Source organism: Pseudomonas sp. UBA5706, from assembly GCF_002419965.1.
Classification (GTDB): domain Bacteria; phylum Pseudomonadota; class Gammaproteobacteria; order Pseudomonadales; family Pseudomonadaceae; genus Aquipseudomonas.
Genome location: NZ_DIHC01000035.1, coordinates 22482 through 47323, shown reverse-complemented (window position 1 = coordinate 47323; position 24842 = coordinate 22482). Strand labels below are relative to the sequence as shown.

The following is a 24842-nucleotide window of genomic DNA, read 5'->3' as shown; positions in this document are numbered from 1 at the left end:
TACCGGACACTAGTGACCCTCCCGCGTGGGAACGCCGCCCTGGATGCTCCGCGTCCATCCGCTGGCTGACGCGCCGCGTCAGAGGGTGCATCGCCACGCAGTGGGGCTGATGAATCCATCAAGTTACAGATATGTGTTGTTCTGATCGTTCCCACGCTCCTGCGTGGGAACGCCTCCTGGAGGATCCAGTTGTTGTGGGCCAGCAACCGAAAAACACCAACTCCCTCACATGCTGACTGCTGGCACATTGATATTTTTAACCCTTGCCAAGAGTTGGACAGCTTTTCTGATCGTTCCCACGCTCCTGCGTGGGAACGCCTCCTGGAGGATCCAGCTGTTGTGGGCCAGCAACCGAAAAACACCAACTCCCTCACATGCTGACTGCTGGCACATTGATATTTTTAACCCCTGCCAAAAGTTGGACAGCTTTTTGCAATAACTGCGTTACAGCGCCTCTGGCGTCAAAAGTTTGATTTAACGCGAAGGTAAAGAATCGGTGGATCGCTCACAGTTAATCTCTAACGCTCGCATTGGACTGGTCGGCCTGGGTCGCGGCCAGTTGGGCGTGCCATTGCTGTTGCTGGTCATGCTGGCGATGATGATGCTGCCGATGCCGCCGTTCCTGCTGGACGTGTTCTTCACATTCAACATCGCGTTGTCCATCGTCGTCCTGCTGGTCTGCGTCTACGCCCTTCGCCCTCTGGACTTCTCGGTCTTCCCGACGATTCTGCTGATCGCCACCTTGCTCCGGCTGGCGCTCAACGTAGCCTCCACGCGTGTGGTCATGCTCCACGGCCAGGACGGCCATGCCGCTGCCGGTAAGGTGATCCAGGCCTTTGGTGAGGTGGTGATCGGCGGTAACTACGTGGTCGGTATCGTGGTGTTCGCGATCCTCATGATCATCAACTTCGTAGTAGTGACCAAAGGTGCCGGTCGCATCTCCGAAGTGAGCGCGCGCTTCACCCTCGACGCGATGCCCGGCAAACAAATGGCGATCGATGCCGACCTTAACGCCGGCCTTATCGACCAACCTGAAGCCAAGCGTCGTCGTCTGGAAGTGGCCCAGGAAGCCGAGTTCTACGGCTCCATGGACGGTGCCAGCAAGTTCGTACGCGGCGACGCCATCGCAGGTCTGCTGATCCTGTTCATCAACCTCATCGGCGGCGTCCTGGTAGGTATCCTCCAGCACAACATGAGTTTCAGTGACGCTGGCAAGGTCTACGCCTTGTTGACTATCGGTGACGGTTTGGTGGCGCAGTTGCCGTCCTTGCTGCTGTCCACCGCGGCGGCGATCATGGTGACCCGCGCCTCCGGTTCGGAAGAGATGGGCAAGCTGGTCGGCCGTCAGATGTTCACCTCGCACAAGGCTCTGGCCGTGTCGGCGGGCATCATGGTCGTCATGGGCCTGGTGCCGGGCATGCCGCATTTCTCTTTCATCAGCCTGGGCCTGATGGCGGCGGGCGGCGCTTATCTGCTGTGGAAAAAACAGAATCAGGTCAAGCTGGCGGCGATTCAGGAAGTCAAGCGTCAGCAGGAATTGTTGCCATCGCCGACCCGCGCTCAGGAATCCAAGGAGCTGGGCTGGGACGACGTCACCCCTATCGACATGATCGGCCTGGAAGTGGGCTACCGCCTGATTCCACTGGTGGACCGCAATCAGGGTGGTCAACTGCTGGCACGGATCAAGGGTGTGCGCAAGAAGCTCTCTCAGGAGCTGGGGTTCCTGATGCCCACCGTGCACATTCGCGACAACCTCGACCTGGCGCCGAGCGCCTACCGTCTGACGCTGATGGGCGTGACGCTGGCCGAAGCGGAGATCTACCCGGACCGTGAACTGGCGATCAACCCCGGTCAGGTATTTGGCAGCCTCAACGGCATCACTGCCAAAGACCCGGCGTTCGGCCTGGAGGCGGTGTGGATCGAAATCAGTCAGCGCGCCCAGGCGCAATCGCTCGGCTACACCGTGGTGGACGCCAGTACTGTAGTGGCAACGCACTTGAACCAGATCCTCTATAAGCACTCTCATGAGTTGATCGGGCACGAGGAAGTCCAGCAGTTGATGACATTGCTGGCCAAAAGCTCGCCCAAGCTTGCCGAGGAACTGGTTCCGGGTGTGTTGTCGCTGTCGGCGCTGCTCAAGGTGCTGCAGGCGCTGCTGGCCGAGCAGGTTCCGGTACGCGACATCCGCAGTATTGCCGAAGCCATCGCCAACAACGCTGCGCGGAGTCAAGATACCGCCGCCTTGGTGGCCGCCGTACGGGTCGGATTGTCCCGAGCGATCGTGCAAAGCATTGTCGGCATTGAGCCGGAGCTGCCTGTTATCACGCTCGAGCCAAGGTTGGAACAGATATTGCTCAATAGTCTGCAGAAGGCAGGTCAGGGTCAGGAAGAAGGCGTTCTACTCGAACCGAGCATGGCTGAGAAGCTTCAGCGCTCGTTGATCGAAGCGGCGCAGCGTCAGGAGATGCAGGGGCAGCCGGTTATTTTGTTGGTCGCAGGTCCGGTTCGCGCCATGTTGTCCCGCTTTGGACGTCTGGCAGTACCGAATATGCATGTTTTGGCTTACCAGGAAATTCCTGACAACAAGCAAGTCACCATCGTAGCGACTGTCGGGCCTAACGGCTGAGGTAGTGAGTCATGCAAGTTAAGCGTTTTTTCGCCGCCGATATGCGACAAGCCATGAAACTGGTTCGCGATGAGCTGGGCGCTGAAGCCGCCATCATCGGTAACCGGCGGATCGCCGGCGGCGTGGAACTGACTGCCGCGCTGGACTATAAACTGTCGGCGCTGGCGCCGCGTGTGCCGAACGTGGAGCTTGAGGACGAGCTGCGCAAGACTCAGTCGCGCATCGTCACCGCGCAGGCCGAACTGACTCATCGTAGCGAGCTGGACACGGTCGCCAACCGCCAGCTGTTCACCGGCTTGGCGATGGATGACAGCAAACAGATCGAGCCGACGCTGGACGAGCCCTTTCGCCCTTCGATCCATGCCGCTATCGCCGCTGACCGCGCCGAACGTCAAGCGGCAGCCGAGCCCGGTGTCAGCCAGCGTGCCTATGAGTCGATGCGCTCGGAATTGAACGGCCTGCGTGAACTGCTGGAAGTCCAGTTGGGTTCGCTGGCCTGGAATCAGCTGCAAGGCAGCCGTCCGCAGCAGGCCAACCTCTGGCGCCGCTTGCAACGCGTCGGGCTGTCCGGCCCGCTCTCGCGCGATCTGCTGGCCATGGTCCCGGACACCGATGATCAGCCTCATGCCTGGCGCATGGTGCTGGCCCATCTGGCGCGCATGATCGTCACTCCCGACATTGAGCCGCTGGAAGAGGGCGGTGTCATCGCGATGGTCGGCCCTGCCGGCATGGGCAAGACCACCACTCTGGCAAAACTGGCGGCCCGTTATGTGTTGAAATACGGCGCGCAAAATATCGCGCTGGTGAGCATGGACAGTTTTCGTATCGGGGCGCAGGAACAGCTCAAGACCCTGGGACGCATTCTTAATGTGCCGGTGACCCACGTCGACCCGGGGCAATCCCTGGCGCAGGCGCTGGAACCGTTGCTGCGCAAGCGCGTGGTGCTGATCGATACCGCAGGCTTGCAGGCCAGCGATCCGGCACTACGCCTGCAGCTTGAGAGCCTGGCCGGTCGTGGAATCAAGGCGCGCAACTACCTGGTCCTGGCCACTACCAGCCAGAAACAGGTGTTGAGCGCGGCGTATCACAGTTACAAGCGTTGCGGCTTGGCCGGGTGCATCCTGACCAAGCTCGATGAAACCGCAAGCCTGGGCGAAGTGCTGAGTCTGGCGGTGACACATGAACTGCCCGTGGCCTATCTGACCGATGGCCCACGGATACCCGATGATTTGCATCTGCCACGTCGGCACCAGTTGGTCAGCAGGGCTGTCAGCGTGCAGATGCAGGAGGAGCCTAGCGAGGAAGCGATGGCAGATATGTTTGCGGATCTTTATCACAGCCCCGGCAAACGTGCGGGCTAGGTAGGGAAAATGACACTGGAATCTACCTGCATCGATGGTCTGCCAGGCATTGTTCACACACTGAACGTGCAGCCCGAAATGTGGCTTTGGTCTAAGCAAGACAAGGTAAAAAATTAACATGGGCAGCATGCATCCCGTACAGGTTATCGCGGTGACCGGTGGCAAAGGTGGCGTAGGCAAGACCAACGTGTCAGTGAATCTCTCGCTGGCATTGGCCGAGCTGGGACGTCGCGTCATGTTGCTGGACGCCGATCTGGGTCTGGCCAATGTCGACGTATTATTGGGGCTGACCCCCAAGCGCACCCTGGCGGACGTCATCGAAGGGCGCTGCGAGCTGCGCGACGTGCTGCTGCAAGGCCCGGGCGGCGTTCGTATCGTGCCTGCGGCGTCCGGCACCCAAAGCATGGTGCACCTGACCCCGGCCCAGCACGCCGGTCTGATCCAGGCGTTCAGTGACATCGGCGACAACCTGGACGTGCTGGTGATCGACACCGCTGCCGGGATTGGCGAGTCGGTGGTCAGCTTCGTACGCGCAGCACAGGAAGTGCTGCTGGTGGTCTGTGACGAGCCAACGTCGATCACCGATGCCTACGCGCTGATCAAGCTGTTGAATCGTGATTACGGCATGAACCGCTTCCGCGTGCTGGCCAACATGGCGCAGAGCCCGCAGGAAGGACGCAACCTGTTCGCCAAGTTGACCAAGGTCACCGACCGCTTCCTGGACGTGGCCCTGCAATATGTCGGCGCGGTGCCGTATGACGAATGCGTGCGCAAGGCCGTGCAGAAGCAGCGGGCGGTGTACGAAGCGTTTCCGCGTTCCAAGTGCGCGCTGGCGTTCAAGGCCATCGCGCAGAAGGTCGATACCTGGCCACTGCCGGCGAACCCGCGTGGTCACCTTGAATTTTTCGTTGAGCGCCTGGTTCATCAGGCCAGCGCAGGGCCTGTGTCATGACACCAAGTGGCTATCGCATGTACAGCAAATCATCCAAAGATTCCCAGTATGAGCTGATCGAACGCTATGCCCCTCTGGTCAAGCGCATCGCCTACCATTTGCTGGCGCGACTGCCGGCCAGTGTGCAGGTCGAAGACCTGATCCAGGCGGGCATGATCGGGCTGCTTGAGGTGTCGACCAAATACGACTCCACCAAGGGTGCGAGTTTCGAGACGTATGCGGGTATCCGTATTCGCGGCGCGATGCTCGACGAGGTGCGCAAGGGCGACTGGGCACCGCGTTCCGTTCACCGCAATACGCGCATGGTCAGTGACGCGATTCGGGCGATTGAAGCAAAAACCGGCCGTGACGCTAAAGATCACGAGGTTGCTGCCGAACTTCAATTGAGTCTCGACGATTATTACGGGATTTTGAACGATACCTTGGGCAGTCGCTTGTTCAGTTTCGACGACCTGTTGCAGGACGGCGAGCATGAAGGACTGCACGAAGACGGCGCGAGCCAGTCGCTCGAGCCGTCACGGGATCTGGAAGACGAGCGTTTCCAGAGTGCACTGGCGGAGGCCATCGCCAACCTGCCAGAGCGTGAACGCCTGGTGCTGGCGCTGTACTACGACGAAGAGCTGAACCTCAAGGAAATCGGTGAGGTCCTGGGTGTCAGCGAGTCCCGTGTCAGCCAGTTGCACAGCCAATGCGCCGCACGTCTGCGAGGACGTCTGGGAGAGTGGCGCGCACGTTGATTCCAGGCTGCAGGCGTGTGCCGCTTGTTTGCGTCTGGAAGCAGGGCGGGCCGTGCAAGGCGTAGTGTGGGAAGCAAAAAGAAACAAGGCAGGCGCTGGTCGGATCAGGTTTTCAGGACTGTTTTGAGCAGCGCTTATTACATGTTTCTTCGAAAGACCCCCTCGTTTTCGTGTAACCGGTGGTTTGCTGTGCCGGTATTGATTGAACGCGCGTCCAGGGGCTGGACGCGTTAAAGACTGCTTGGAGGTCGAATTGGACAAGAACATGAAAATCCTCATCGTTGATGACTTTTCAACGATGCGGCGGATCATAAAAAACCTGTTGCGTGACCTCGGGTTCACCAACACGGCCGAAGCAGATGACGGTACCACCGCATTGCCGATGCTGCACAGCGGTAGTTTTGACTTCCTGGTGACTGACTGGAACATGCCTGGCATGTCCGGCATCGACCTGTTGCGTCAGGTGCGTGCCGACGACCGCCTGCGCAGCCTGCCGGTACTTATGGTCACCGCCGAAGCCAAGCGCGAGCAGATCATCGAGGCCGCCCAGGCCGGCGTGAATGGCTATGTGGTCAAGCCGTTCACGGCCCAGGTGCTCAAAGAGAAAATCGAGAAGATATTCGAGCGCGTCAATAGCTGATGTCCGCTGCGAGGGCGCTATGGATTCTAAAGATTCGACAATGGGTGACTTCGAGTCGACCCTGAAGAAACACGCACAAGAACTCGTCGCCAGCCTTGAAAAGGGCAAGTTCGGCGATGCCGTGCAACTTATCCATGAGCTAAATCAGACACGCGATCGCGGCCTGTATCAGGAGGTTGGCAAGCTGACGCGCGAGCTGCACAGTGCAATCGTCAATTTCCAGATTGACCCGCACATGCCGCAAGCCGAGGAAGTGTCCCAGATCACGGATGCCGCCGAGCGCCTGTCGTATGTTGTCAGGCTCACGGAAGGTGCGGCCAACCGCACGATGGACCTGGTAGAGCAGAGCACGCCATTGATGAATGGTCTCACTGCCGATGCCAAGGCCTTGAGTGCTGATTGGGGACGCTTTATGCGTCGCGAGCTCAGCGCTGAGGAGTTTCGCGAGCTGGCCCGCCGCGTCGATGGTTTTCTGACACGCAGCGAGCAGGAGACTCACGAAGTCGCGACTCACCTGAATGACATTTTGCTGGCTCAGGACTATCAGGACCTGACCGGCCAGGTGATCAAACGCGTCACGACCCTGGTGACTGAAGTCGAAAGCAACCTGCTCAAACTGGTGCTGATGGCCAGCCAGGTGGACCGCTTTGCCGGCATCGAGCACGACCAGGAAGAGTTCCGCAGGCAAAAAGAACAGGAAAAACTTCATTCCAAGGGTGAAGGTCCGCAGATTCATGCCGATAAACGTGAAGACGTCGTATCCGGTCAGGATGATGTTGACGATCTGCTATCCAGCCTCGGGTTCTGATGTGAAGAATCAGGCCCCAGGTTCTATGTGAAAGTGGCTGCAGGTCTGCGCGCCAATGCTTCGACGAAGGCAATGCGCGCAGGCCGATGATGCACCTGCTGGATCGGTTTGACGGTTAATTTTAGGAGCACCCCCCAATGAGCTTCGGCGCCGATGAAGAAATCCTTCAGGATTTTCTGGTAGAGGCCGGCGAAATTCTGGAGCAGTTGTCCGAGCAGTTGGTCGAGCTGGAAAGCCGACCGGATGATGCGGATCTGCTCAATGCAATTTTTCGCGGTTTTCACACTGTAAAAGGGGGCGCCGGCTTCCTCCAGCTCAACGAGTTGGTCGAATGCTGCCACATCGCCGAAAACGTGTTCGACATCCTGCGCAAAGGTGAGCGCCGGGTCGACTCGGAGCTCATGGATGTCGTGCTTGAAGCCCTGGACACCGTCAACAGCATGTTCGGTCAGGTCCGCGAGCGGTCGGATGTCACGCCCGCCACCCCTGAACTGCTCGCAGCACTGGCACGCCTGGCAGAACCTGCAGCCGCTGAGGAAGTGGTGGCGACGCCTGCGGTGATTGAGGAGCCGGTGGCCGAAGCGCCCTCCGAAGACATCACCGATCATGAGTTCGAGCAACTGCTGGACTCGCTCAATGCGGTCAAGGCTGAAGCGGCAGGGGCTGTTGCAGCGGCTCCCGCGGCGCCTGTCTCGACGCCTGCGCCCGTTGCGCCGGCGGCCAAAACCGACAGTGACGAAATCACGGATGCTGAATTCGAGTCGCTGCTCGATCAACTGCATGGCAAGGGTCAGTTCGCCGTTGATGCGGTGGTTGCGCCCAGCGCCGCTCCTGCGCCGGCTGCCGCACCGGCTGCGCCTGCCGGCGACGAAATCACCGATGACGAATTCGAGGCATTGCTCGATCAGTTGCACGGCAAAGGCACCTTCTCGCCTGACGCTGCGGTAACGCCAACGGCTGCGGTACCCGCTGCGACGCCCGCGGCGAATGCGCCGAATGCGCCGACGTCGGATGAAATCACCGATAACGAATTCGAAGCACTGCTTGACCAACTGCATGGCAAGGGTAAGTTCGAGCCTGCCGTTGCCGCGAGTGCTCCGGCTGCGGCGGCCACAGTGCCCGTGCAGAAGGCTGAGCCCGCAAAAGCCGAGCCTGCCAAACCTGCGGCCTCTGCACCTGCCGCAACCCCGGCGCCCGCAAAAGCGGCTCCGACACCCGCAGCGGCTCCTGCGGCTGCCCGTGCCCCAGCACCGGTGGCGGCCGATAAAGCCCATACCGAAGCCGAGACCACCGTGCGCGTTGACACTGCGCGGCTGGACGAAATCATGAACATGGTTGGCGAGCTGGTGCTGGTGCGTAACCGTCTGGTGCGCCTGGGGCTCAACAGCGGCGACGAAGCCATGTCCAAGGCCGTGTCCAACCTGGACGTGGTGACCGCCGACCTGCAGACCGCGGTGATGAAAACCCGCATGCAGCCAATCAAGAAGGTCTTCGGTCGTTTCCCGCGACTGGTTCGCGACCTGGCGCGTCAATTGAAGAAAGAAATCAATCTTGAACTGGTAGGTGAAGAAACCGACCTGGACAAAAACCTGGTCGAGGCCCTGGCCGACCCGTTGGTGCACTTGGTGCGCAACGCGGTGGACCACGGCATCGAATCGCCTGAAGAGCGCGAAGCGTCGGGCAAGGCCCGTGGCGGTCGTGTCGTGCTATCAGCGGAGCAGGAAGGCGATCATATCCTGCTGTCGATTTCCGATGACGGCAAAGGCATGGACCCGGCGGTGTTGCGCGCCATCGCGGTCAAGCGCGGGGTAATGGACAAGGACGCGGCCGATCGCTTGAGCGACACCGACTGCTACAACCTGATCTTCGCTCCGGGCTTCTCGACCAAGACCGAGATCTCCGACGTCTCAGGCCGCGGCGTGGGCATGGACGTGGTGAAAACCAAGATCGCGCAGCTCAATGGCTCGATCAACATCTACTCCACCAAGGGCCAGGGCTCGAAGATCGTCATCAAGGTGCCGTTGACCCTGGCGATCATGCCGACCCTGATGGTGATGCTGGGCAATCAGGCCTTCGCCTTCCCGCTGGTCAACGTCAACGAAATCTTCCACCTGGACCTGTCGACCACCAACGTCGTCGATGGTCAGGAAGTGGTCATCGTGCGCGACAAAGCGTTGCCCCTGTTCTACCTCAAGCGCTGGCTGGTCAGTTCGGCCGCGCACGAAGAGCAGCGCGAAGGTCACGTGGTCATCCTGTCGGTTGGAACCCAGCGCATCGGCTTTGTCGTCGATCAACTGGTGGGGCAGGAAGAAGTGGTTATCAAGCCGCTGGGCAAGATGTTGCAAGGTACGCCAGGCATGTCCGGCGCCACGATCACCGGTGACGGCCGCATTGCGCTGATCCTCGACGTACCGAGCATGCTCAAGCGTTACGCCGCGCGGCGTATTTGATGTCAGCGAGCATGCTCGCCGCCACGGCATCGCACGCTCTGTAACAGCACGGCTTGGCAGCGGGGGCGTCAGTCCTATCGGCGCCGCCAAGCCGTGCTGCTCCACAGCCGTGACCGTGTTTTGACACTCTTAGTGTCAAGTTTGATGAAACGGGCTGCAGGCATGGCCCGTTTCGCCTAATGGAGTTTTTATGGCAGTCAAGGTTCTGGTGGTAGACGATTCCGGCTTTTTTCGCCGGCGCGTCTCGGAAATTCTCTCTTCAGATCCCACGATTCAAGTGGTGGGTACCGCCACAAACGGCAAGGAAGCAATCGACCAGGCGCTGGCCCTTAAGCCAGACGTGATCACCATGGACTACGAAATGCCAATGATGGATGGCATCACTGCTGTCCGGCACATCATGCAGCGTTGTCCTACACCGGTTTTGATGTTTTCCTCGCTGACCCACGAAGGCGCCCGGGTGACGCTGGACGCGTTGGACGCTGGTGCGGTTGATTTCCTGCCGAAGAACTTCGAAGACATCTCCCGCAACCCGGAGAAGGTCAAGCAGATGCTGTGCGAGAAGGTGCATACCATTTCCCGCAGCAACCGTCGCTTCACCGGCTACGGCTCCGCCCCGGCAGCGCCGGCTCCCACCCCAACCCCAACCCCAACCCCAGCCCCTGCGACGGCCGCTCCAACAACCAGCTCCTTGCGCAACCCGGCGCCGTCGCCTAGCGCTACCCGGCAGCCGGTGCAGGCTGCTGCGTCGGCGCGGGTAAGCACTTCTCATGCACCGACCTCGCCAGCGCCCAAGCGCAAAGCCTACAAACTGGTGGCCATAGGCACTTCAACCGGTGGCCCGGTGGCGCTGCAGCGGGTCTTGACCCAATTGCCTGCCAACTTCCCGGCGCCCATCGTGCTGATCCAACACATGCCCGCTGCGTTCACCAAGGCCTTCGCCGAGCGTCTGGACAAGCTGTGCCGGATCAGCGTCAAGGAAGCCGAGGACGGTGACATCCTGCGCCCGGGCCTGGCGCTGCTGGCCCCTGGCGGCAAGCAGATGATGGTCGATGGCCGCGGCGCAGTGAAGATCCTGCCTGGCGACGAGCGTCTGAACTACAAGCCGTGTGTCGACATCACCTTCGGTTCTGCAGCCAAGTCCTATGGCGACAAAGTGCTCGCGGTGGTGCTGACCGGCATGGGCGCCGACGGTCGTGAAGGCGCGCGCCTGCTCAGGCAGGGCGGCAGCCACATCTGGGCCCAGGATGAGGCCAGCTGTGTGATCTACGGCATGCCGATGGCCATCGTCAAGGCCGATCTGGCGGACGCTGTTTACAGCCTGGACGACATCGGACGGCATCTGGTCGAGGCCTGTCTGTGATGGATGTGTTGACGCTCCTTGGGATCATCCTCGCTTTCGTCGCGATCATCGGCGGTAATTTTCTGGAAGGCGGTCACCTGGGCGCCTTGCTCAATGGGCCAGCGGCGCTGATCGTACTGGGCGGCACCCTGGCGGCCTGTCTGTTGCAGACGCCGATGAGTGCCTTCAAGCGCGCCATCCAGATCTTCATCTGGATTCTGTTTCCACCGCACATCGATCTGGCGGGCGGCATCGATCGGGTCGTGTCGTGGAGCCTGACCGCGCGCAAGGAAGGCCTGCTGGGGCTGGAAAGCGTTGCCGACTCCGAGCCTGACGACTATTCGCGCAAAGGCCTGCAGTTGCTGGTCGACGGTGTGGAACCCGAGGCCATCCGCAGCATTCTGGAAGTGGATTTACTGACTCAGGAAAGCCGCGATATCCAGGCCGCCAAGGTGTTCGAAAGCATGGGTGGCTACGCGCCGACCGTGGGCATCATCGGCGCGGTCATGGGCCTGATTCACGTGATGGGCAATCTGGCCGACCCCAATCAACTGGGCAGCGGCATTGCCGTGGCGTTTGTGGCGACCATCTATGGGGTGGCCTCGGCCAACCTCATCCTGCTGCCGGTGGCCAACAAGCTCAAGTCCGTAGCCATCCGTCAGTCGCGCTACCGCGAAATGCTGCTCGAAGGGCTGCTGTCGATTGCCGAGGGTGAGAACCCGCGGTCCATCGAGCTGAAGCTGCAAGGCTTCATGGAGTGATGCGCTGATGGCACGTCGACGTCGCGTTGAAGAACACGAAAACCACGAACGCTGGCTGGTGTCCTATGCGGACTTCATTACCTTGCTGTTCGCGTTTTTCGTGGTCATGTATTCGATTTCATCGCTCAACGAAGGCAAATACAAGGTGCTTTCGGAGGCTCTGGTCGGGGTGTTCAACGAGGCCGAACGTAGCGTCAAGCCGATTCCGATTGGCGAGCAGAAACCCCAGACCATGCGTCCCGCGGACCCCCTGGTGCAGGACAGCGAGCAAACCGACGCCGGGTTGGGGCAGGCAACGCAGGACCCGCTCAAGACGATTGCCGACGACGTTAATACAGCCTTTGGTGACCTGATCGCTTCAGACCAGATGACCGTGCGTGGCAACGAGTTGTGGATCGAGATCGAACTCAATTCCAGCCTGCTGTTCGGCAGTGGCGATGCCATGCCCAGCAACCAGGCGTTCGACCTGATCGACAAAGTGGCGAAGATCATCAAGCCGTTCGACAATCCGGTTCACGTCGAAGGCTTCACGGACGACCAGCCGATCAGCACCGCGCAGTTCCCGAGCAACTGGGAGCTGTCGTCCGCTCGCTCTTCGAGCATCGTGCGTTTGCTGGCCATGGACGGGATCAACCCGGCGCGTCTGGCGTCCGTTGGTTATGGCGAGTTTCAGCCGCTGACTTCCAACGCCACCGCTGATGGTCGCGCGCGCAATCGTCGCGTTGTGCTGGTGATCTCGCGCAATCTGGAGGTGCGTCGCAGCCTCACCGGCTCCGGCACTGCTGCCAATGCAACACCCGATGCAGCGTTGCGTCGTGCTGGCACACAAACTGCACCTGTCCCAGCCAAAGCGCCGCAGGGCGTCAAATCTTCGTCATCTGCCCCTTAAATCAGTCTCGGTCATGGTTGTGATGACTGGGGGGAACGCGAACACATGAGAGTTTGGGCAGTAGCCAATCAGAAAGGCGGGGTCGGCAAGACCACCACCTCCATCGCTTTAGCCGGTTTGCTGGCCGAGGCGGGCAAGCGCGTGGTCGTGGTTGACCTGGACCCCCACGGCTCGATGACCAGCTATTTCGGGCATGATCCCGATACGCTGGAGCACAGCTGTTTCGATCTGTTCCTGCATAAAGGTGTGGTGCCTGATGGCTTGCCCGGGCAATTGCTGTTGCCGACCAGCGATCAGCGTATTTCTCTGCTGCCGTCGAGCACCGCGCTGGCCACCCTTGAGCGCCAATCGCCTGGGCAGAGCGGTTTGGGCCTGGTGATTGCCAAGAGCCTGGCGCAGCTATGGCAGGATTTTGATTACGCGATCATCGACAGCCCGCCCCTGTTGGGCGTGCTGATGGTCAATGCGCTGGCCGCCAGCCAGCAGCTGGCGATTCCGGTGCAGACCGAGTTTCTGGCGGTCAAGGGGCTGGAGCGCATGGTCAACACGCTGGCGATGATCAACCGTTCGCGCAAGGTGCCGCTGCCGTACACCATCGTGCCTACCTTGTTCGATCGCCGCACCCAGGCGTCGATGGGTACGCTCAAGCTATTGCGCGACAGCTACCCGGAGCATGTCTGGAAGGCTTACATACCGGTTGATACACGCCTGCGTGATGCCAGCCGGGCAGGGCTGACACCGTCGCAGTTCGACAGCAAAAGCCGCGGTGTATTGGCATACCGCACGCTGCTCAAGCACATGCTTACCGAGCAGCTCGTCGGGCAGGTGGCCTGAAGTGTCCGCTGATCGTTTATTTGCACGCCTTGCGTCTGCGCATTCAAGTCGATCTGCCGTGCAGCCGATAAGAAGTACAGGCGGTAATCGCATCACTTATTTTCGGGCTCCCGTATGAACCGCCCCTTGGACATTGCAACACGGCCACAACTGGCGCTGCAGAACTATCTGGACGCGTTGCTTCAGGACGCCACCGAAGAACTGGAAGTGGTCCAGAGTATCGATGACTTTCAAGCCGCGGTTCTGGAAGAACAGGCCCACGACGCGCGTATGCACGCGGCGGCCGTGTCCGCACCGGTCAACCGTCCGGCGCCGGTGCCGCTGGCCTACGAGCCGCAGCCCGCACCTGTGCGTGAGGCCCAGCCTGAACCGCGGCCTTTTGCCGAGCCGGTTGTTGAGACCGTTGTCGCCAGAATGCTTGAGCAACCGGTCACGCTGCCTCAGGTCATCGCACCCGCGGTCGCCCCGGCAGTGGTCGAGCCGGTCGCCGACGTGTATTTGCCGACGCAACGCACACCGACCCCTCCACCGACCGCCGATGCGCGTCCGGATTGGGCCGCCGAACCCTTCGAATGCCTGTTGTTCGATGTGGCCGGGCTTACGCTGGCGGTGCCGCTGGTGTGCCTGGGTTCGATTTATCCCTTGGCCGGGCATGATTTGACACCCTTGTTCGGCCAACCAGACTGGTTCCTCGGGATTCTGCCCAGCCAGGCGGGCAACTTGAAGGTGTTGGATACCGCGCGCTGGATCATGCCCGATCGTTATCGCGACGACTTTCGACAAGGCCTGCAATACGTGATTTCGGTTCAGGGCTATGAGTGGGGATTGGCGGTGCATCAGGTCAGCCGTTCGCTGCGCCTTTCGCCCGACGAGATCAAATGGCGCACCCATCGCGGTCAACGGCCCTGGTTGGCCGGGACGGTGATCGAACACATGTGTGCGTTGCTGGACGTTTCCGAACTTGCCGAGCTGATTGCCAGCGGCGCGGTCAAGCAGATGCAGGCACGCAACTAAACATCATCAGATAAACACAAGACGCCGCGCACGCGTCGTCTGCAGAGCACAACACGCAAGGGGTTAGGGGTATGAACAAGTCGTCAGCACAGGGTTCCGAAGATCCGATCCTGCAATGGGTCACCTTTCGCCTGGACAACGAGACGTATGGCATCAACGTGATGCAGGTTCAGGAAGTGCTGCGCTACACCGAGATCGCGCCAGTCCCGGGCGCGCCGAGCTACGTGTTGGGCATTATCAATCTGCGCGGTAACGTGGTGACCGTCATCGACACCCGCCAGCGCTTTGGTCTGCCGCCGGTTGAAGTCAGCGACAACACGCGTATCGTGATCATCGAGGCCGACAAGCAAGTGGTCGGCATCCTGGTCGACAGCGTGGCTGAAGTGGTCTATCTGCGTCAGTCGGAAGTCGAAACCGCGCCGAACGTGGGCAACGACGAGTCGGCCAAGTTCATCCAGGGCGTCTGCAACAAAAACGGCGAGCTGCTGATTCTTGTGGAGCTGGACAAGATGATGTCCGAGGAAGAGTGGTCCGAGCTGGAGAACATCTGATTGATTTTCGAGGTGGCGGTCATTTTTCTGGCGGTGTTGTGGGTTGCGACCATTGCGATGTTCATGGCCCATACCAAGCGCCAGCGCACGTTGGCCATGCAGCAGGTCGAAGCTGACTCGCTGCGTGATCAGCGCATCCGTGAGCTGGCCCGGCGCCTGGAAAACTACCAGGGCGGTACGGTGAAGATGGGCGAGGATCTGCACGAGTTGCGGGCCATCGTCGCGCCGCTGCCGGACAAGATTACGGCGCTTGAACAACGTGATCCTTCCACGCTGTCCTTTGCCCAGGCTGCACGTCTGGTCGGCATGGGCGCCAGTGTCGATGAGCTTACTCAGTCCTGTGGTCTGACTCAGGCCGAGGCGCAGTTGATGAGCAGGCTGCACGGGAACCGTTGATAGCGGTGGTGGTTGCGGCAGCCGAGGGGCAGAAGCAGCCGTTCAGTCAAACTTATGTCGCCTGACCCACCGCCTTCGCCACTGTCGCACAGCTCTAGAAGCTCCTACAGGTCCAGCGGGGTTTGCATGGCTTCCGCCAGACGCGATCCCTGTAGGAGACGCCGGAGGTTACGACGGCAGCGAAGGCGACCGTTCAGTCAACTCAACGCCACCTGCCCGATCGCTTTCGCCAGCCAGCGGGCGCTTACAGGGCAATGATTACCGGTTTCGCCCAGGGGTGATATCCCGCTCGACAGGCTGCGGATCCGGGTCGAAGCCCACCGGGTATTTGCCTTTCAAATGCCAGGCGAATGCGATGATTTCGGCGATGGTCAGGTACAGCTCCTGCGGGATGCTGTCGCCCAGTTCCATGCGCGCGAGCAGGGTCACCAGTTCGGCGTTTTCGTAGATCGGTACTTTGTATTCGCGGGCAATGGCCAGGATCGCTTCCGCCAGGGCGTCGTCGCCTTTGGCGGTGAGGGTCGGAGCCTGGTGGCCGTCGTAATTGAGGGCAATGGCCTGGCGCGGTGGGGATTCGGACTTGCTCATCAGGCGTTCTCGTCGATCCAGCGTTGTTCCAATACGGTACGCGGACCTTGGGCCGGAATTCCGCGATTGCACGCCAGGTCCTTCACATTCAGGCCGCAGGCCACCAGACGCGCCCGAAGGTTGTCCAGTTCTGCTGAAATCAATTCGGCAGCGCCTTCTCGCTGGGCCCACATCTGGCTGGAGAGACTGCCGCCGATCAACTGAGCCTGAACCTGCAACGGCCCCAGTGGCTCCAGGTCGAATGCCAGTTCGACGCGCCAGAGCTTCTCCTTTTCCTTCTCCTTGACCTCAGGGCTTGGGGTTTGCGGGGTGTCCTCCTGCTCAGGAGCGTCTTCACGTTGCAGCTTAACCTGCAACGGTACGATGTCGTGGGCGTTGCGCATGGGTATTTCCAGTTGCCAGGTGGTGACCTGAGTGCCATCGGCGTTGGTGCGCGTCTGCTCCAGCCCACCGAGTTGATGACTTTGCAGACGAGAGATGGCTCCCGCTGCTAGCTTTAACAGGGTTTCCAGATCGTCCTTGCTTTCAGGATTACCCAAGGCCCGCGACGGTAAAGGAAAGTTGATCGGCACGCTGGGCGCCGCAACCAGTCCCAAGGTGCCCAAGGCATTGCGAATCACACTGGGCATCGCCCGCGCCAGGGTGTTGGCGGCAGCAGCGGCGTCGTAGCTGACGTTATCCGGCAGCCCCGGGAGCAACTGCGCGATGACCCGCAACAGGTTGGCTTTCATGTCCGGCACCAACGTCGGGTTTTGCCCGGCCAGAAGGCGCGACTCCATGAACAGCCCGCTGGCATTCAGCGCCTGTGCCACGCCTTTTGCGGTGGTCATTTGCTCCAGGTCGGGCAGGTCTGCGAACAGTTGATCAATGCTGGCGCGCAGTGACGGCGGCAGGCTGTCGACGTCGCCGGTACTGGCACCCGACGGGGGCGGTGGAAGGTTCTGCAGTGCCGTGAGCAAACCTTGCAGCGAACCCTGACGGCTTTGCTGAGTGGAAAGCTGCTGCGCCAATGCCAGTTCGTCAAGACGATTGGGCATGGCCACGAAATTCAGCGCCTGACTGCCCTGCACCTGAGCGCTGAGCAAGCTGCCGACGCGCAGCGGTTGGGGACTGTCGAGGGTCAGGCTGCTGCCCGCCAGGGCGGTATTGAGCAGCATCACGATCGAGCGGTAAGTGGTCGGCTGCGTCGCCGCGTTGGCACTCGGTTGTCCCGTAAGCTGTGCGGCATTGGTTGCCGCGACCTGCGTGGTCAGCACTTTGCCCTGCAGCAATGTGCCCGCCGGAAGCTGACGGGTGTCGAGGCTGGTCAGGCTGTTGGCGATGGCTTTCTGCAGGTCCTGCACGTTGATGGTCAGGGTCTCGGCGGAATCCTGGGCGACGTTGACGGTGGTGCCCGGCGTCAGTGGCAAGGGGCTGCTCACTGGCAACGTCGTCTGACGGCCATTGTCCATCGTCAGCTTAAGCAGCAGCTGAAAGTCCTCGCCGAGCTGCTTAAGGCTGACCACCTCGGCATTGGCCACCTGGCCAGCGTTCAGAAGGCCCTCGCGCGGCTCCATCAGCTTGAGCACTTCGCCCGGCGCGATGCCGGCGCGCAACAGCGCGGTAGCGGCGGCCACTGGAGAAAGATGGGGGATATCGCCTGTCATCGGATCAAGACTCGGTAAATTTGCGCTCTACAGGGCTCAAGCTGGCATAATCCTGCCCCGACGTCATTGGCGGGCGGTCAAGGTGCATCACTATAGCGGCCGGCCTGCCCCCGACTTGAACCGCCGTGCACACTTGCTATCCGAAAAGAAGGCCCACATGTCGATCCTTGTTCTTGAAGCCGTGGCGCTCAGTTGTGAGCGTGACTGGCGCCTGCTGTTCGAGAATCTCGACCTGCGGCTGACAGCGGGCGACATGGTACAGATCAGCGGGCCCAACGGCAGTGGCAAGACCAGCCTGCTGCGGCTGCTGAGCGGTTTGATGCAGCCCACCTCGGGCGATGTCCTGCTCGATGGCAAACCCTTGACGCAGCAACGCAGTGAGCTGGCGCACAACCTGTTGTGGATCGGTCACACGGCAGGGATCAAGGAGCTGCTCACGCCGGTCGAAAATCTCTCGTGGTTATGCGCCTTACACCGCAGCGTGGCCACCGATGTCATCTGGCAGGCCCTTGAAACGGTTGGCCTGAGCGGTTTCGAAGACGTGCCCTGTCACACCCTCTCAGCCGGTCAGAAGCGCCGCGTGGCGTTGGCTCGCCTGTATCTGCCAGGTCCCGCCTTGTGGATGCTCGACGAGCCGTTCACAGCCCTGGACAAGCAGGGTGTTGCGCAATTGGAAGCGCATCTGGCCGGGCATTGCGAGCAGGGCGGCAGGGTGGTGTTCACCACGCACCACACGCTCAGTCGCAAACCGACCGGCTACCGTGAACTGGACCTGGGGCAGTGGGCGGTATGAGTCGTGTGTTCAGGCTGTTGATTGCCCGTGAGGCCCGTCTGCTGTTTCGGCGTCCTGCCGAATTGCTCAACCCGCTGGTGTTCTTCGCCATCGTCATTGCCCTGTTTCCCCTCGCCGTCGGACCCGAATCACACCTGCTGCAGACGATTTCACCCGGACTGGTCTGGGTCGCGGCGCTGCTGGCGGTGCTGCTGTCGCTGGACGGGCTGTTCCGCAGCGACTTCGAAGACGGCTCGCTTGAGCAGTGGGTCCTGTCATCGCACGCATTGCCGCTTCTGGTGCTGGCCAAAGTGCTGGCACACTGGGCGTTTTGCGGGCTGGCGCTGGTTTTGCTCGCACCGTTGCTGGCATTGATGCTCGGCTTGCCGACAGACTGTTTACCGGTGTTGCTGTTGTCACTGTTGCTGGGCACGCCGGTGCTGAGTCTGCTCGGCGCGGTCGGAGCGGCATTGACCGTAGGCCTCAAGCGCGGCGGCCTGCTCCTGGCATTGCTGATCCTGCCGCTGTATATCCCGGTGCTGATCCTGGGCAGCGGCGCACTGCAAGCCGCCCTTCAGGGGATGCCTGCGACCGGTTATCTGCTTTGGCTTGGCAGCCTGACCGCACTGTCGGTAACCCTGACACCTTTTGCAATCGCCGCTGGTTTGAAGATCAGCGTTGGCGAATAATCGTTACCTGACCAGGTGGACAACTTTTAAACGCCTAACCAGGATTATTTAATATCCGCGACAGGACGCTTGAGCTAAAAGGAGCGCCTGATTGACCAAGACTGTGATGAAAGAAGGTAATGAAGGCAGCATGATGAACACACGCGCCAAGGCTAAAAATGGCATCAGTTGGGCCTGGTTCCACAAACTCGGATCGCCGAAGTGGTTCTATGGCATCAGTGGCCGTCTGTTGCCGTGGCTGAGCGTCGTTGCCGCAGTGCTGATCGGTATCGGCATGGTATGGGGACTGGCCTTTGCGCCACCGGATTACCAGCAGGGCAACAGTTTTCGCATTCTCTATATCCACGTGCCATCGGCCATGCTGGCGCAGTCCTGCTATGTGATGCTGGCGGTCTGCGGCGTGGTCGGTCTGGTTTGGAAGATGAAAATGGCCGACATCGCGCTGCAATGCGCTGCGCCCGTGGGTGCCTGGATGACTGCGGTGGCGCTGGTCACTGGCGCCATCTGGGGCAAGCCGACCTGGGGTTCGTGGTGGGTCTGGGACGCTCGGCTGACCTCGATGCTGATCCTGCTGTTCCTGTACTTCGGCCTCATCGCGCTGGGCAATGCCATCAGCAATCGTGACAGCGCCGCCAAGGCCTGCGCGGTGCTGGCGATTGTCGGCGTGGTTAACATTCCGATCATCAAATACTCGGTGCAGTGGTGGAGCACGCTGCATCAGGGCGCAACCTTCAGCCTCACCGAGAAACCGGCGATGCCCGCCGAAATGTGGCTGCCGCTGCTGTTCACCGTGTTGGGGTTCTACTGCTTTTTCGGCGCCGTATTGCTGCTGCGCATGCGCCTGGAAGTGCTCAAGCGTGAGTCCCGCGCCAGTTGGGTCAAGGACGAGGTACTGAAAAGCCTGGGCCACGTTTCGAGCAATGGCGCATCGCGCAAGGGGGGCGGGCAATGAGTTTCGATTCCTTCAGCGATTTTCTGGCGATGGGCAAACACGGGCTGTTCGTCTGGAGCGCTTATGGCATCTGTCTGAGCGTACTGGCAATTAACGTCGCGTCACCGCTGCTGGCGCGCCGGCGTTACCTGCAACAAGAGGCGCGCCGTTTGCGCCGGGAGAGCACTACGTGAATCCGCTGCGAAAAAAGCGCCTGTTGATCATCGTGGCGATCCTCGCGGGGGTCTGCATCGCGGTGACCCTGGCGCTCAGCGCCCTGCAGGAAAACATCAACCTGTTCTATACCCCGACCCAGATCGCCAGCGGCGAAGCGCCCCATGGCACGCGAATTCGCGCAGGCGGGATGGTCGAAAAAGGCTCGCTGCGACGCTCTGCCGATTCGCTGGACGTCACCTTCGTGGTCACCGACTTCAATCGGTCGGTGACCATTACCTATCGCGGCATCCTGCCCGATCTATTCCGTGAAGGGCAGGGCATCGTCGCGCTCGGCAAGCTCAATGCGGACGGCGTGGTCGTGGCCGATGAAGTGCTGGCCAAACATGACGAGAAATACATGCCACCGGAAGTCACCAAAGCCTTGAGGGACAGCGGGCAACCGGCGCCTGACTCGTCCACATCTGCAAAACAGGGGTAAACCATGATTCCCGAACTCGGCCACCTGGCCATGATTCTGGCCCTGTGCTTTGCCATCGTGCAGGCCAGCGTGCCGCTGATCGGTGCTTGGCGTGGCGATCGCATCTGGATGGGCCTGGCCCAGCCTGCCGCCTGGGGCCAATTCGCGTTTCTGCTGTTCGCGTTCGGTTGCCTGACCTACTCGTTTCTGGTCGATGATTTTTCGGTGACCTACATTGCCGAAAACTCCAACAGCGCCTTGCCTTGGTATTACAAGTTCAGCGCTGTCTGGGGCGCCCACGAGGGTTCGCTGCTGCTCTGGGCGCTGATTCTCGGAGGCTGGACCTTCGCCGTGTCGGTGTTCTCCCGGCAGTTGCCCCAAGTCATGCTGGCGCGGGTGTTGGCAGTGATGGGCATGATCAGCGTCGGCTTTCTGCTGTTCCTGATCCTGACCTCCAACCCTTTCAGCCGTATCCTGCCGCAGATCCCCCAGGACGGGCGCGATCTCAACCCCCTGTTGCAGGACCCAGGCCTGATCTTTCATCCGCCGATGCTGTACATGGGGTATGTCGGTTTTTCGGTGGCTTTCGCCTTCGCCATTGCGGCGTTGCTCGGAGGTCGGCTGGACGCCGCCTGGGCGCGCTGGTCGCGTCCATGGACCATCGTTGCCTGGGCGTTTTTGGGCATTGGCATCACCCTGGGTTCTTGGTGGGCCTATTACGAGCTCGGTTGGGGCGGCTGGTGGTTCTGGGACCCGGTAGAAAACGCCTCGTTCATGCCGTGGCTGGTGGGCACGGCCCTGATCCACTCGCTGGCGGTTACCGAAAAACGTGGCGTGTTCAAAAGCTGGACCGTGCTGCTGGCCATTGCCGCGTTCTCACTGAGCCTGCTGGGCACCTTCCTGGTGCGCTCCGGCGTGCTTACGTCCGTGCACGCGTTCGCCTCCGACCCGGCCCGTGGCGTGTTCATTTTGGTGTTTCTGCTGCTGGTGGTGGGCGGCTCGCTGACCCTGTTCGCGGTCCGTGCGCCGGTGGTAAAAAGCCACGTCGGCTTTGGCCTGTGGTCGCGGGAAACGCTGCTGCTGGGTAACAACCTGGTGCTGGTGGTGGCCGCCTCGATGATTCTGCTCGGCACCCTCTACCCGCTGGTGCTGGATGCGTTGAGCGGAGCGAAGATGTCGGTCGGCCCGCCTTATTTCAACGCGCTGTTCGTGCCGCTGATGGGCCTGCTGATGGCCGTGATGGCTGTCGGTGTACTGGTGCGCTGGAAAGACACCCCGGTCAGATGGCTGCTGAGCATGCTGGCGCCGGTGCTGGTCGCAAGCGCGGTGCTGGCAGTGGTCGCCGGTTTTGTAATGACCGATTTCCACTGGGCGGTGCTCGCCACCGTGGCGCTTGCTGCCTGGGTGCTGCTGGCCGGCGCGCGCGATCTGCTGGACAAGACCCGACACAAAGGTCTGCTCAAGGGCCTGCGCACGCTGACTCGCAGTTACTGGGGCATGCAACTGGCACACATCGGCATCGTGGTGGTCGCCCTGGGCGTGGTCTTGTCGAGCCAGAACAGCGCTGAACGTGACCTGCGCATGGCACCCGGCGACTCGGTGGAACTGGGCGGCTACACGTTCATCTTCGACGGCGCGCGGCATGTTCAAGGCCCCAACTACACCTCCGATGAGGGCACCCTTCGTGTGCTCGCCAATGGCAAGGCCGTCACCGTGCTGTACCCGGAAAAACGCCTATACACCGTACAACGTTCGATGATGACCGAGGCCGGTATCGACGGTGGTTGGACCCGCGACCTGTACGTTGCGTTGGGTGAGCCACTGGACAACGGCGCCTGGGCCGTGCGCGTGCATGTCAAGCCGTTCGTACGCTGGATCTGGTTCGGAGGCCTGATCACTGCGCTGGGCGGTTTGCTGGCGGCGCTGGACAAGCGCTATCGGGTCAAGGTCCGGGCTAGGGTACGTGACGCGCTGGGCTTGTCGCAGGTGGTGGTATGAAACGTTGGGTGTTGTTGATTCCGCTGGTGCTGTTTCTTGGCCTGGCGGTGTTTCTTTACAGAGGTTTGTATCTGGACCCGTCGGAGCTGCCGTCGGCGTTGATCGACAAGCCTTTCCCGGAGTTTTCCCTGCCCTCGGTGCAGGACGGCAAGCCGCTGACCCGGGCTGATCTGCTGGGCAAACCGGCGCTGGTCAATGTCTGGGGCACCTGGTGCGTCGCCTGCCGCGTCGAGCACCCGGTGTTGACGAAACTGGCGCAGCAGGGCGTGGTGATCTACGGCGTCAACTACAAGGACGTTAACGCCGACGCCTTGAAGTGGCTCAAGGATTTCCATGATCCGTACCAGCTGAACATCAACGATGAAACGGGCAGCCTGGGTCTGAATCTGGGCGTCTACGGCGCCCCGGAAACCTTCCTGATCGACCGCAAGGGCATCATCCGCTACAAACACGTTGGTGTGATCGACGAGACGGTGTGGCGGGAGAAGCTTGCCGGGCTGTATCAGGGATTGGTGGACGAGGATAAGCCATGAAGCGCTTGCTTGCTGCTGCCGCGCTGGCCTTGAGCTGCCTGGGCGTTGCCCACGCGGCCATCGACGCTTATACCTTCAGGGACGACGCCGAGCGTGCCCGTTACACCGAGCTGACCCGTGAGTTGCGCTGTCCGAAATGCCAGAACCAGGACATCGCCGACTCCAACGCACCGATTGCCGCCGACTTGCGCAAAGAGATTTACCGCATGCTTGGCGAAGGGCAGAGCAACCAGCAGATCATCGATTTCATGGTCGATCGCTACGGGGAGTTCGTGCGTTATAAGCCTGAACTCAATGCGCACACCTGGTTGCTCTGGTTCGGCCCTGCCGCTTTGCTGCTCGGCGGCGCGCTGCTGATTGGCGTCATTGTCGTGCGCCGTCGCCGCCAAGGGGACGAAGATGCCGATATGCTTTCCGACGAGGAGCGTCAGCGCCTCGCCCACCTGTTGGATAAAAACCACGAATGATCGATTTCTGGCTAGCCACCAGCCTGCTATTGCTGGTGGCCTTGAGTTTCCTGCTGATCCCGCTGGTGCGGGGTCGCCGTGCACAGCGCGAGGAAGATCGCACTGCCCTGAACGTCGCGCTGTATCAGGAGCGGCTGACCGAGTTGCAACAACAGCAGGCCGAGGGTGTGTTGTCCACTGCACAGATGGACAGCGGCCGCGCCGAAGCTGCACGTGAATTGCTGGCCGATACCGAGGAGGGGGCAGCCGAACGGGTTGCTCGCTTGGGCAAACCGTTGCCAGTGCTGGTGGCGGTGCTGGTCCCGGTAGTGGGACTTGCGCTGTATCTGCATTTCGGCGCCAGCGACAAGGTCGAGCTAACGCGCGAGTTTTCCCAGCCTCCCGGCTCGCTGGCACAGATGACCGACCGCCTGGAACGTGCCGTGAAGGCGCAGCCGGATTCGGCACAAAGCCTGTACTTTCTCGCACGCACTTACATGGCTCAGGACCGTCCCGCCGATGCAGCCAGGATGTTCGAGCGCGCCGTCGCGGTGGCGGGGCGTCAGGCCGAACTGCTGGGGCAGTGGGCGCAGGCGTTGTACTTTGCAGGCAACAAGGCCTGGACGCCACAGATTCAGGGGTTAGCCGATGAAGCGCTGAAGATTGATCCTAACGAAGTGACCAGTCTGGGGCTCAAGGGCATCAATGCGTTCGAAAGCCGGCATTTTCAGGAGGCAGTCGACTACTGGAAACGTCTGCTGGCGGTGTTGCCACCGACCGATCCTTCGCGCTCGGCGCTTGAAGGTGGAATTGCCCAGGCCCGCGACAGGCTGGTCAAGAGCGGCGGTCAGGTGCAGGACGAACCGTTACTGGCAGCGCCTGCTGCACACCTGAAGGTTCGAGTGACACTGTCGGATGCGCTGAGAAGCAGGGTTCAACCGGGTGATACCGTGTTCGTGTTTGCCCGTGCGGTCTCCGGGCCGCCCGCACCCTTGGCGGTCAAGCGTGTAAAAGTGGCTGATCTGCCGGTGGAAGTAGAACTAACCGACGCAGATGCCATGATGCCTGAGCTGAAACTGTCCAACTTTCCTGAAGTCCAATTGGTGGCTCGGGTGTCACGCGCAGGCCAGCCCACTGCCGGAGAGTGGATAGGGCGCAGCCCGCCGTTGCCCAGCAACGTGACTGCCCGTCAGGCCCTGACCATTGACAGCCCCGATCAGTAGCCTGATCGCGCGGCTCAGCCA

General features: G+C 61.0%; 25 protein-coding genes. 23 read left to right on the top strand and 2 right to left on the bottom strand.

Annotated elements, in window-relative coordinates:
* Window positions 1–496 precede the first annotated feature (496 nt).
* From flhA to B3I26_RS16905, 14 genes are all read left to right on the top strand, one after another.
* On the top strand, window positions 497–2626 hold the full coding sequence (gene flhA, locus B3I26_RS16970; protein ID WP_296259247.1) for a flagellar biosynthesis protein FlhA: 2130 nt from the start codon (window positions 497–499) through the stop codon (window positions 2624–2626).
* Window positions 2627–2637: 11 nt separating this feature from the next.
* Window positions 2638–3987, top strand: coding sequence for a flagellar biosynthesis protein FlhF (gene flhF, locus B3I26_RS16965; RefSeq protein ID WP_296259246.1), 1350 nt, complete (start codon window positions 2638–2640; stop codon window positions 3985–3987).
* A gap of 118 nt (window positions 3988–4105) precedes the next feature.
* Entirely contained in the window at window positions 4106–4939 is an 834-nt protein-coding gene (gene fleN / locus B3I26_RS16960) for a flagellar synthesis regulator FleN (RefSeq protein ID WP_110947918.1), read from the top strand.
* Window positions 4936–5676 carry an RNA polymerase sigma factor FliA gene (fliA, locus tag B3I26_RS16955; protein ID WP_062385962.1) on the top strand — a complete coding sequence of 247 codons (741 nt, stop codon included), beginning with the start codon at window positions 4936–4938 and terminating at the stop codon, window positions 5674–5676. Before fleN ends, fliA begins: the two co-directional genes overlap by 4 nt.
* A gap of 265 nt (window positions 5677–5941) precedes the next feature.
* Window positions 5942–6316 (top strand): chemotaxis response regulator CheY, encoded by a 375-nt coding sequence (locus B3I26_RS16950; protein WP_296259242.1) that lies wholly within the window; start codon window positions 5942–5944, stop codon window positions 6314–6316.
* A 19-nt stretch (window positions 6317–6335) separates the two neighbouring features.
* Complete coding sequence (locus tag B3I26_RS16945; RefSeq protein ID WP_296259233.1) at window positions 6336–7124, top strand: protein phosphatase CheZ; 789 nt, start codon at window positions 6336–6338, stop codon at window positions 7122–7124.
* 137 nt (window positions 7125–7261) lie between these two features.
* A complete protein-coding gene (locus B3I26_RS16940) occupies window positions 7262–9574 on the top strand; it encodes a chemotaxis protein CheA (RefSeq protein ID WP_296259232.1) in 2313 nt (770 codons plus the stop codon).
* 190 nt (window positions 9575–9764) lie between these two features.
* Window positions 9765–10937: a protein-glutamate methylesterase/protein-glutamine glutaminase gene (locus B3I26_RS16935; RefSeq protein WP_296259230.1), complete on the top strand. Its 1173-nt coding sequence runs from the start codon at window positions 9765–9767 to the stop codon at window positions 10935–10937.
* Window positions 10937–11677: a flagellar motor protein gene (locus B3I26_RS16930; RefSeq protein ID WP_296259228.1), complete on the top strand. Its 741-nt coding sequence runs from the start codon at window positions 10937–10939 to the stop codon at window positions 11675–11677. The genes B3I26_RS16935 and B3I26_RS16930 overlap by 1 nt, the downstream gene beginning before the upstream one ends.
* A gap of 7 nt (window positions 11678–11684) precedes the next feature.
* Window positions 11685–12566 (top strand): flagellar motor protein MotD, encoded by an 882-nt coding sequence (gene motD / locus B3I26_RS16925; RefSeq protein WP_296259227.1) that lies wholly within the window; start codon window positions 11685–11687, stop codon window positions 12564–12566.
* A gap of 45 nt (window positions 12567–12611) precedes the next feature.
* Entirely contained in the window at window positions 12612–13400 is a 789-nt protein-coding gene (locus B3I26_RS16920) for a ParA family protein (RefSeq protein WP_296259226.1), read from the top strand.
* A 114-nt stretch (window positions 13401–13514) separates the two neighbouring features.
* On the top strand, window positions 13515–14414 hold the full coding sequence (locus B3I26_RS16915) for a CheW domain-containing protein (RefSeq protein ID WP_296259225.1): 900 nt from the start codon (window positions 13515–13517) through the stop codon (window positions 14412–14414).
* Window positions 14415–14485: 71 nt separating this feature from the next.
* Entirely contained in the window at window positions 14486–14965 is a 480-nt protein-coding gene (locus B3I26_RS16910) for a chemotaxis protein CheW (protein WP_296259223.1), read from the top strand.
* Window positions 14966–15361, top strand: coding sequence for a DUF2802 domain-containing protein (locus B3I26_RS16905; protein WP_296259221.1), 396 nt, complete (start codon window positions 14966–14968; stop codon window positions 15359–15361).
* A gap of 258 nt (window positions 15362–15619) precedes the next feature.
* Here the strand turns inward: B3I26_RS16905 and B3I26_RS16900 are convergent, their stop codons facing one another.
* Both B3I26_RS16900 and B3I26_RS16895 read right to left on the bottom strand, forming a co-directional pair.
* A complete protein-coding gene (locus B3I26_RS16900; RefSeq protein WP_296259220.1) occupies window positions 15620–15949 on the bottom strand; it encodes an EscU/YscU/HrcU family type III secretion system export apparatus switch protein in 330 nt (109 codons plus the stop codon).
* Window positions 15949–17595 (bottom strand): flagellar hook-length control protein FliK, encoded by a 1647-nt coding sequence (locus tag B3I26_RS16895; protein WP_296259218.1) that lies wholly within the window; start codon window positions 17593–17595, stop codon window positions 15949–15951. The genes B3I26_RS16900 and B3I26_RS16895 overlap by 1 nt, the downstream gene beginning before the upstream one ends.
* Window positions 17596–17752: 157 nt before the next feature.
* Here B3I26_RS16895 and ccmA point away from each other — a divergent pair, with 157 nt between their 5' ends.
* From ccmA to ccmI, 9 genes are all read left to right on the top strand, one after another.
* A complete protein-coding gene (ccmA, locus tag B3I26_RS16890) occupies window positions 17753–18388 on the top strand; it encodes a cytochrome c biogenesis heme-transporting ATPase CcmA (protein ID WP_296259217.1) in 636 nt (211 codons plus the stop codon).
* Window positions 18385–19056: a heme exporter protein CcmB gene (gene ccmB / locus B3I26_RS16885; RefSeq protein WP_296259216.1), complete on the top strand. Its 672-nt coding sequence runs from the start codon at window positions 18385–18387 to the stop codon at window positions 19054–19056. The genes ccmA and ccmB overlap by 4 nt, the downstream gene beginning before the upstream one ends.
* Window positions 19057–19189: 133 nt before the next feature.
* Entirely contained in the window at window positions 19190–20008 is an 819-nt protein-coding gene (locus tag B3I26_RS16880) for a heme ABC transporter permease (protein ID WP_296259250.1), read from the top strand.
* Window positions 20005–20181, top strand: coding sequence for a heme exporter protein CcmD (ccmD, locus tag B3I26_RS16875; RefSeq protein ID WP_296259215.1), 177 nt, complete (start codon window positions 20005–20007; stop codon window positions 20179–20181). Before B3I26_RS16880 ends, ccmD begins: the two co-directional genes overlap by 4 nt.
* Window positions 20178–20642, top strand: coding sequence for a cytochrome c maturation protein CcmE (gene ccmE / locus B3I26_RS16870; protein WP_296259213.1), 465 nt, complete (start codon window positions 20178–20180; stop codon window positions 20640–20642). The genes ccmD and ccmE overlap by 4 nt, the downstream gene beginning before the upstream one ends.
* Before the next feature lie 3 nt (window positions 20643–20645).
* Entirely contained in the window at window positions 20646–22619 is a 1974-nt protein-coding gene (locus B3I26_RS16865; protein WP_296259211.1) for a heme lyase CcmF/NrfE family subunit, read from the top strand.
* Window positions 22616–23152, top strand: coding sequence for a DsbE family thiol:disulfide interchange protein (locus B3I26_RS16860; protein ID WP_296259210.1), 537 nt, complete (start codon window positions 22616–22618; stop codon window positions 23150–23152). The genes B3I26_RS16865 and B3I26_RS16860 overlap by 4 nt, the downstream gene beginning before the upstream one ends.
* Window positions 23149–23619 carry a cytochrome c-type biogenesis protein gene (locus B3I26_RS16855; protein WP_296259208.1) on the top strand — a complete coding sequence of 157 codons (471 nt, stop codon included), beginning with the start codon at window positions 23149–23151 and terminating at the stop codon, window positions 23617–23619. Before B3I26_RS16860 ends, B3I26_RS16855 begins: the two co-directional genes overlap by 4 nt.
* A complete protein-coding gene (gene ccmI / locus B3I26_RS16850) occupies window positions 23616–24821 on the top strand; it encodes a c-type cytochrome biogenesis protein CcmI (protein WP_296259207.1) in 1206 nt (401 codons plus the stop codon). Before B3I26_RS16855 ends, ccmI begins: the two co-directional genes overlap by 4 nt.
* The last annotated feature ends 21 nt before the right edge of the window (window positions 24822–24842 follow it).

What these genes read in the sequence shown, in the direction of transcription:
- fliA (WP_062385962.1), top strand. Translation starts at nt 4,936, where the DNA reads ATGACACCAAGTGGCTATCGCATGTACAGCAAATCATCCAAAGATTCC.
- B3I26_RS16940 (WP_296259232.1), top strand. Translation starts at nt 7,262, where the DNA reads ATGAGCTTCGGCGCCGATGAAGAAATCCTTCAGGATTTTCTGGTAGAG.
- B3I26_RS16920 (WP_296259226.1), top strand. Translation starts at nt 12,612, where the DNA reads ATGAGAGTTTGGGCAGTAGCCAATCAGAAAGGCGGGGTCGGCAAGACC.
- B3I26_RS16895 (WP_296259218.1), bottom strand. Translation starts at nt 17,595, where the DNA reads ATGACAGGCGATATCCCCCATCTTTCTCCAGTGGCCGCCGCTACCGCG.
- B3I26_RS16945 (WP_296259233.1), top strand. Translation starts at nt 6,336, where the DNA reads ATGGATTCTAAAGATTCGACAATGGGTGACTTCGAGTCGACCCTGAAG.
- B3I26_RS16865 (WP_296259211.1), top strand. Translation starts at nt 20,646, where the DNA reads ATGATTCCCGAACTCGGCCACCTGGCCATGATTCTGGCCCTGTGCTTT.
- ccmB (WP_296259216.1), top strand. Translation starts at nt 18,385, where the DNA reads ATGAGTCGTGTGTTCAGGCTGTTGATTGCCCGTGAGGCCCGTCTGCTG.
- B3I26_RS16855 (WP_296259208.1), top strand. Translation starts at nt 23,149, where the DNA reads ATGAAGCGCTTGCTTGCTGCTGCCGCGCTGGCCTTGAGCTGCCTGGGC.
- flhF (WP_296259246.1), top strand. Translation starts at nt 2,638, where the DNA reads ATGCAAGTTAAGCGTTTTTTCGCCGCCGATATGCGACAAGCCATGAAA.
- B3I26_RS16880 (WP_296259250.1), top strand. Translation starts at nt 19,190, where the DNA reads ATGAACACACGCGCCAAGGCTAAAAATGGCATCAGTTGGGCCTGGTTC.
- B3I26_RS16915 (WP_296259225.1), top strand. Translation starts at nt 13,515, where the DNA reads ATGAACCGCCCCTTGGACATTGCAACACGGCCACAACTGGCGCTGCAG.
- B3I26_RS16900 (WP_296259220.1), bottom strand. Translation starts at nt 15,949, where the DNA reads ATGAGCAAGTCCGAATCCCCACCGCGCCAGGCCATTGCCCTCAATTAC.
- motD (WP_296259227.1), top strand. Translation starts at nt 11,685, where the DNA reads ATGGCACGTCGACGTCGCGTTGAAGAACACGAAAACCACGAACGCTGG.
- B3I26_RS16910 (WP_296259223.1), top strand. Translation starts at nt 14,486, where the DNA reads ATGAACAAGTCGTCAGCACAGGGTTCCGAAGATCCGATCCTGCAATGG.
- B3I26_RS16860 (WP_296259210.1), top strand. Translation starts at nt 22,616, where the DNA reads ATGAAACGTTGGGTGTTGTTGATTCCGCTGGTGCTGTTTCTTGGCCTG.
- ccmA (WP_296259217.1), top strand. Translation starts at nt 17,753, where the DNA reads ATGTCGATCCTTGTTCTTGAAGCCGTGGCGCTCAGTTGTGAGCGTGAC.
- ccmD (WP_296259215.1), top strand. Translation starts at nt 20,005, where the DNA reads ATGAGTTTCGATTCCTTCAGCGATTTTCTGGCGATGGGCAAACACGGG.
- fleN (WP_110947918.1), top strand. Translation starts at nt 4,106, where the DNA reads ATGGGCAGCATGCATCCCGTACAGGTTATCGCGGTGACCGGTGGCAAA.
- B3I26_RS16950 (WP_296259242.1), top strand. Translation starts at nt 5,942, where the DNA reads ATGAAAATCCTCATCGTTGATGACTTTTCAACGATGCGGCGGATCATA.
- B3I26_RS16935 (WP_296259230.1), top strand. Translation starts at nt 9,765, where the DNA reads ATGGCAGTCAAGGTTCTGGTGGTAGACGATTCCGGCTTTTTTCGCCGG.
- ccmI (WP_296259207.1), top strand. Translation starts at nt 23,616, where the DNA reads ATGATCGATTTCTGGCTAGCCACCAGCCTGCTATTGCTGGTGGCCTTG.
- B3I26_RS16930 (WP_296259228.1), top strand. Translation starts at nt 10,937, where the DNA reads ATGGATGTGTTGACGCTCCTTGGGATCATCCTCGCTTTCGTCGCGATC.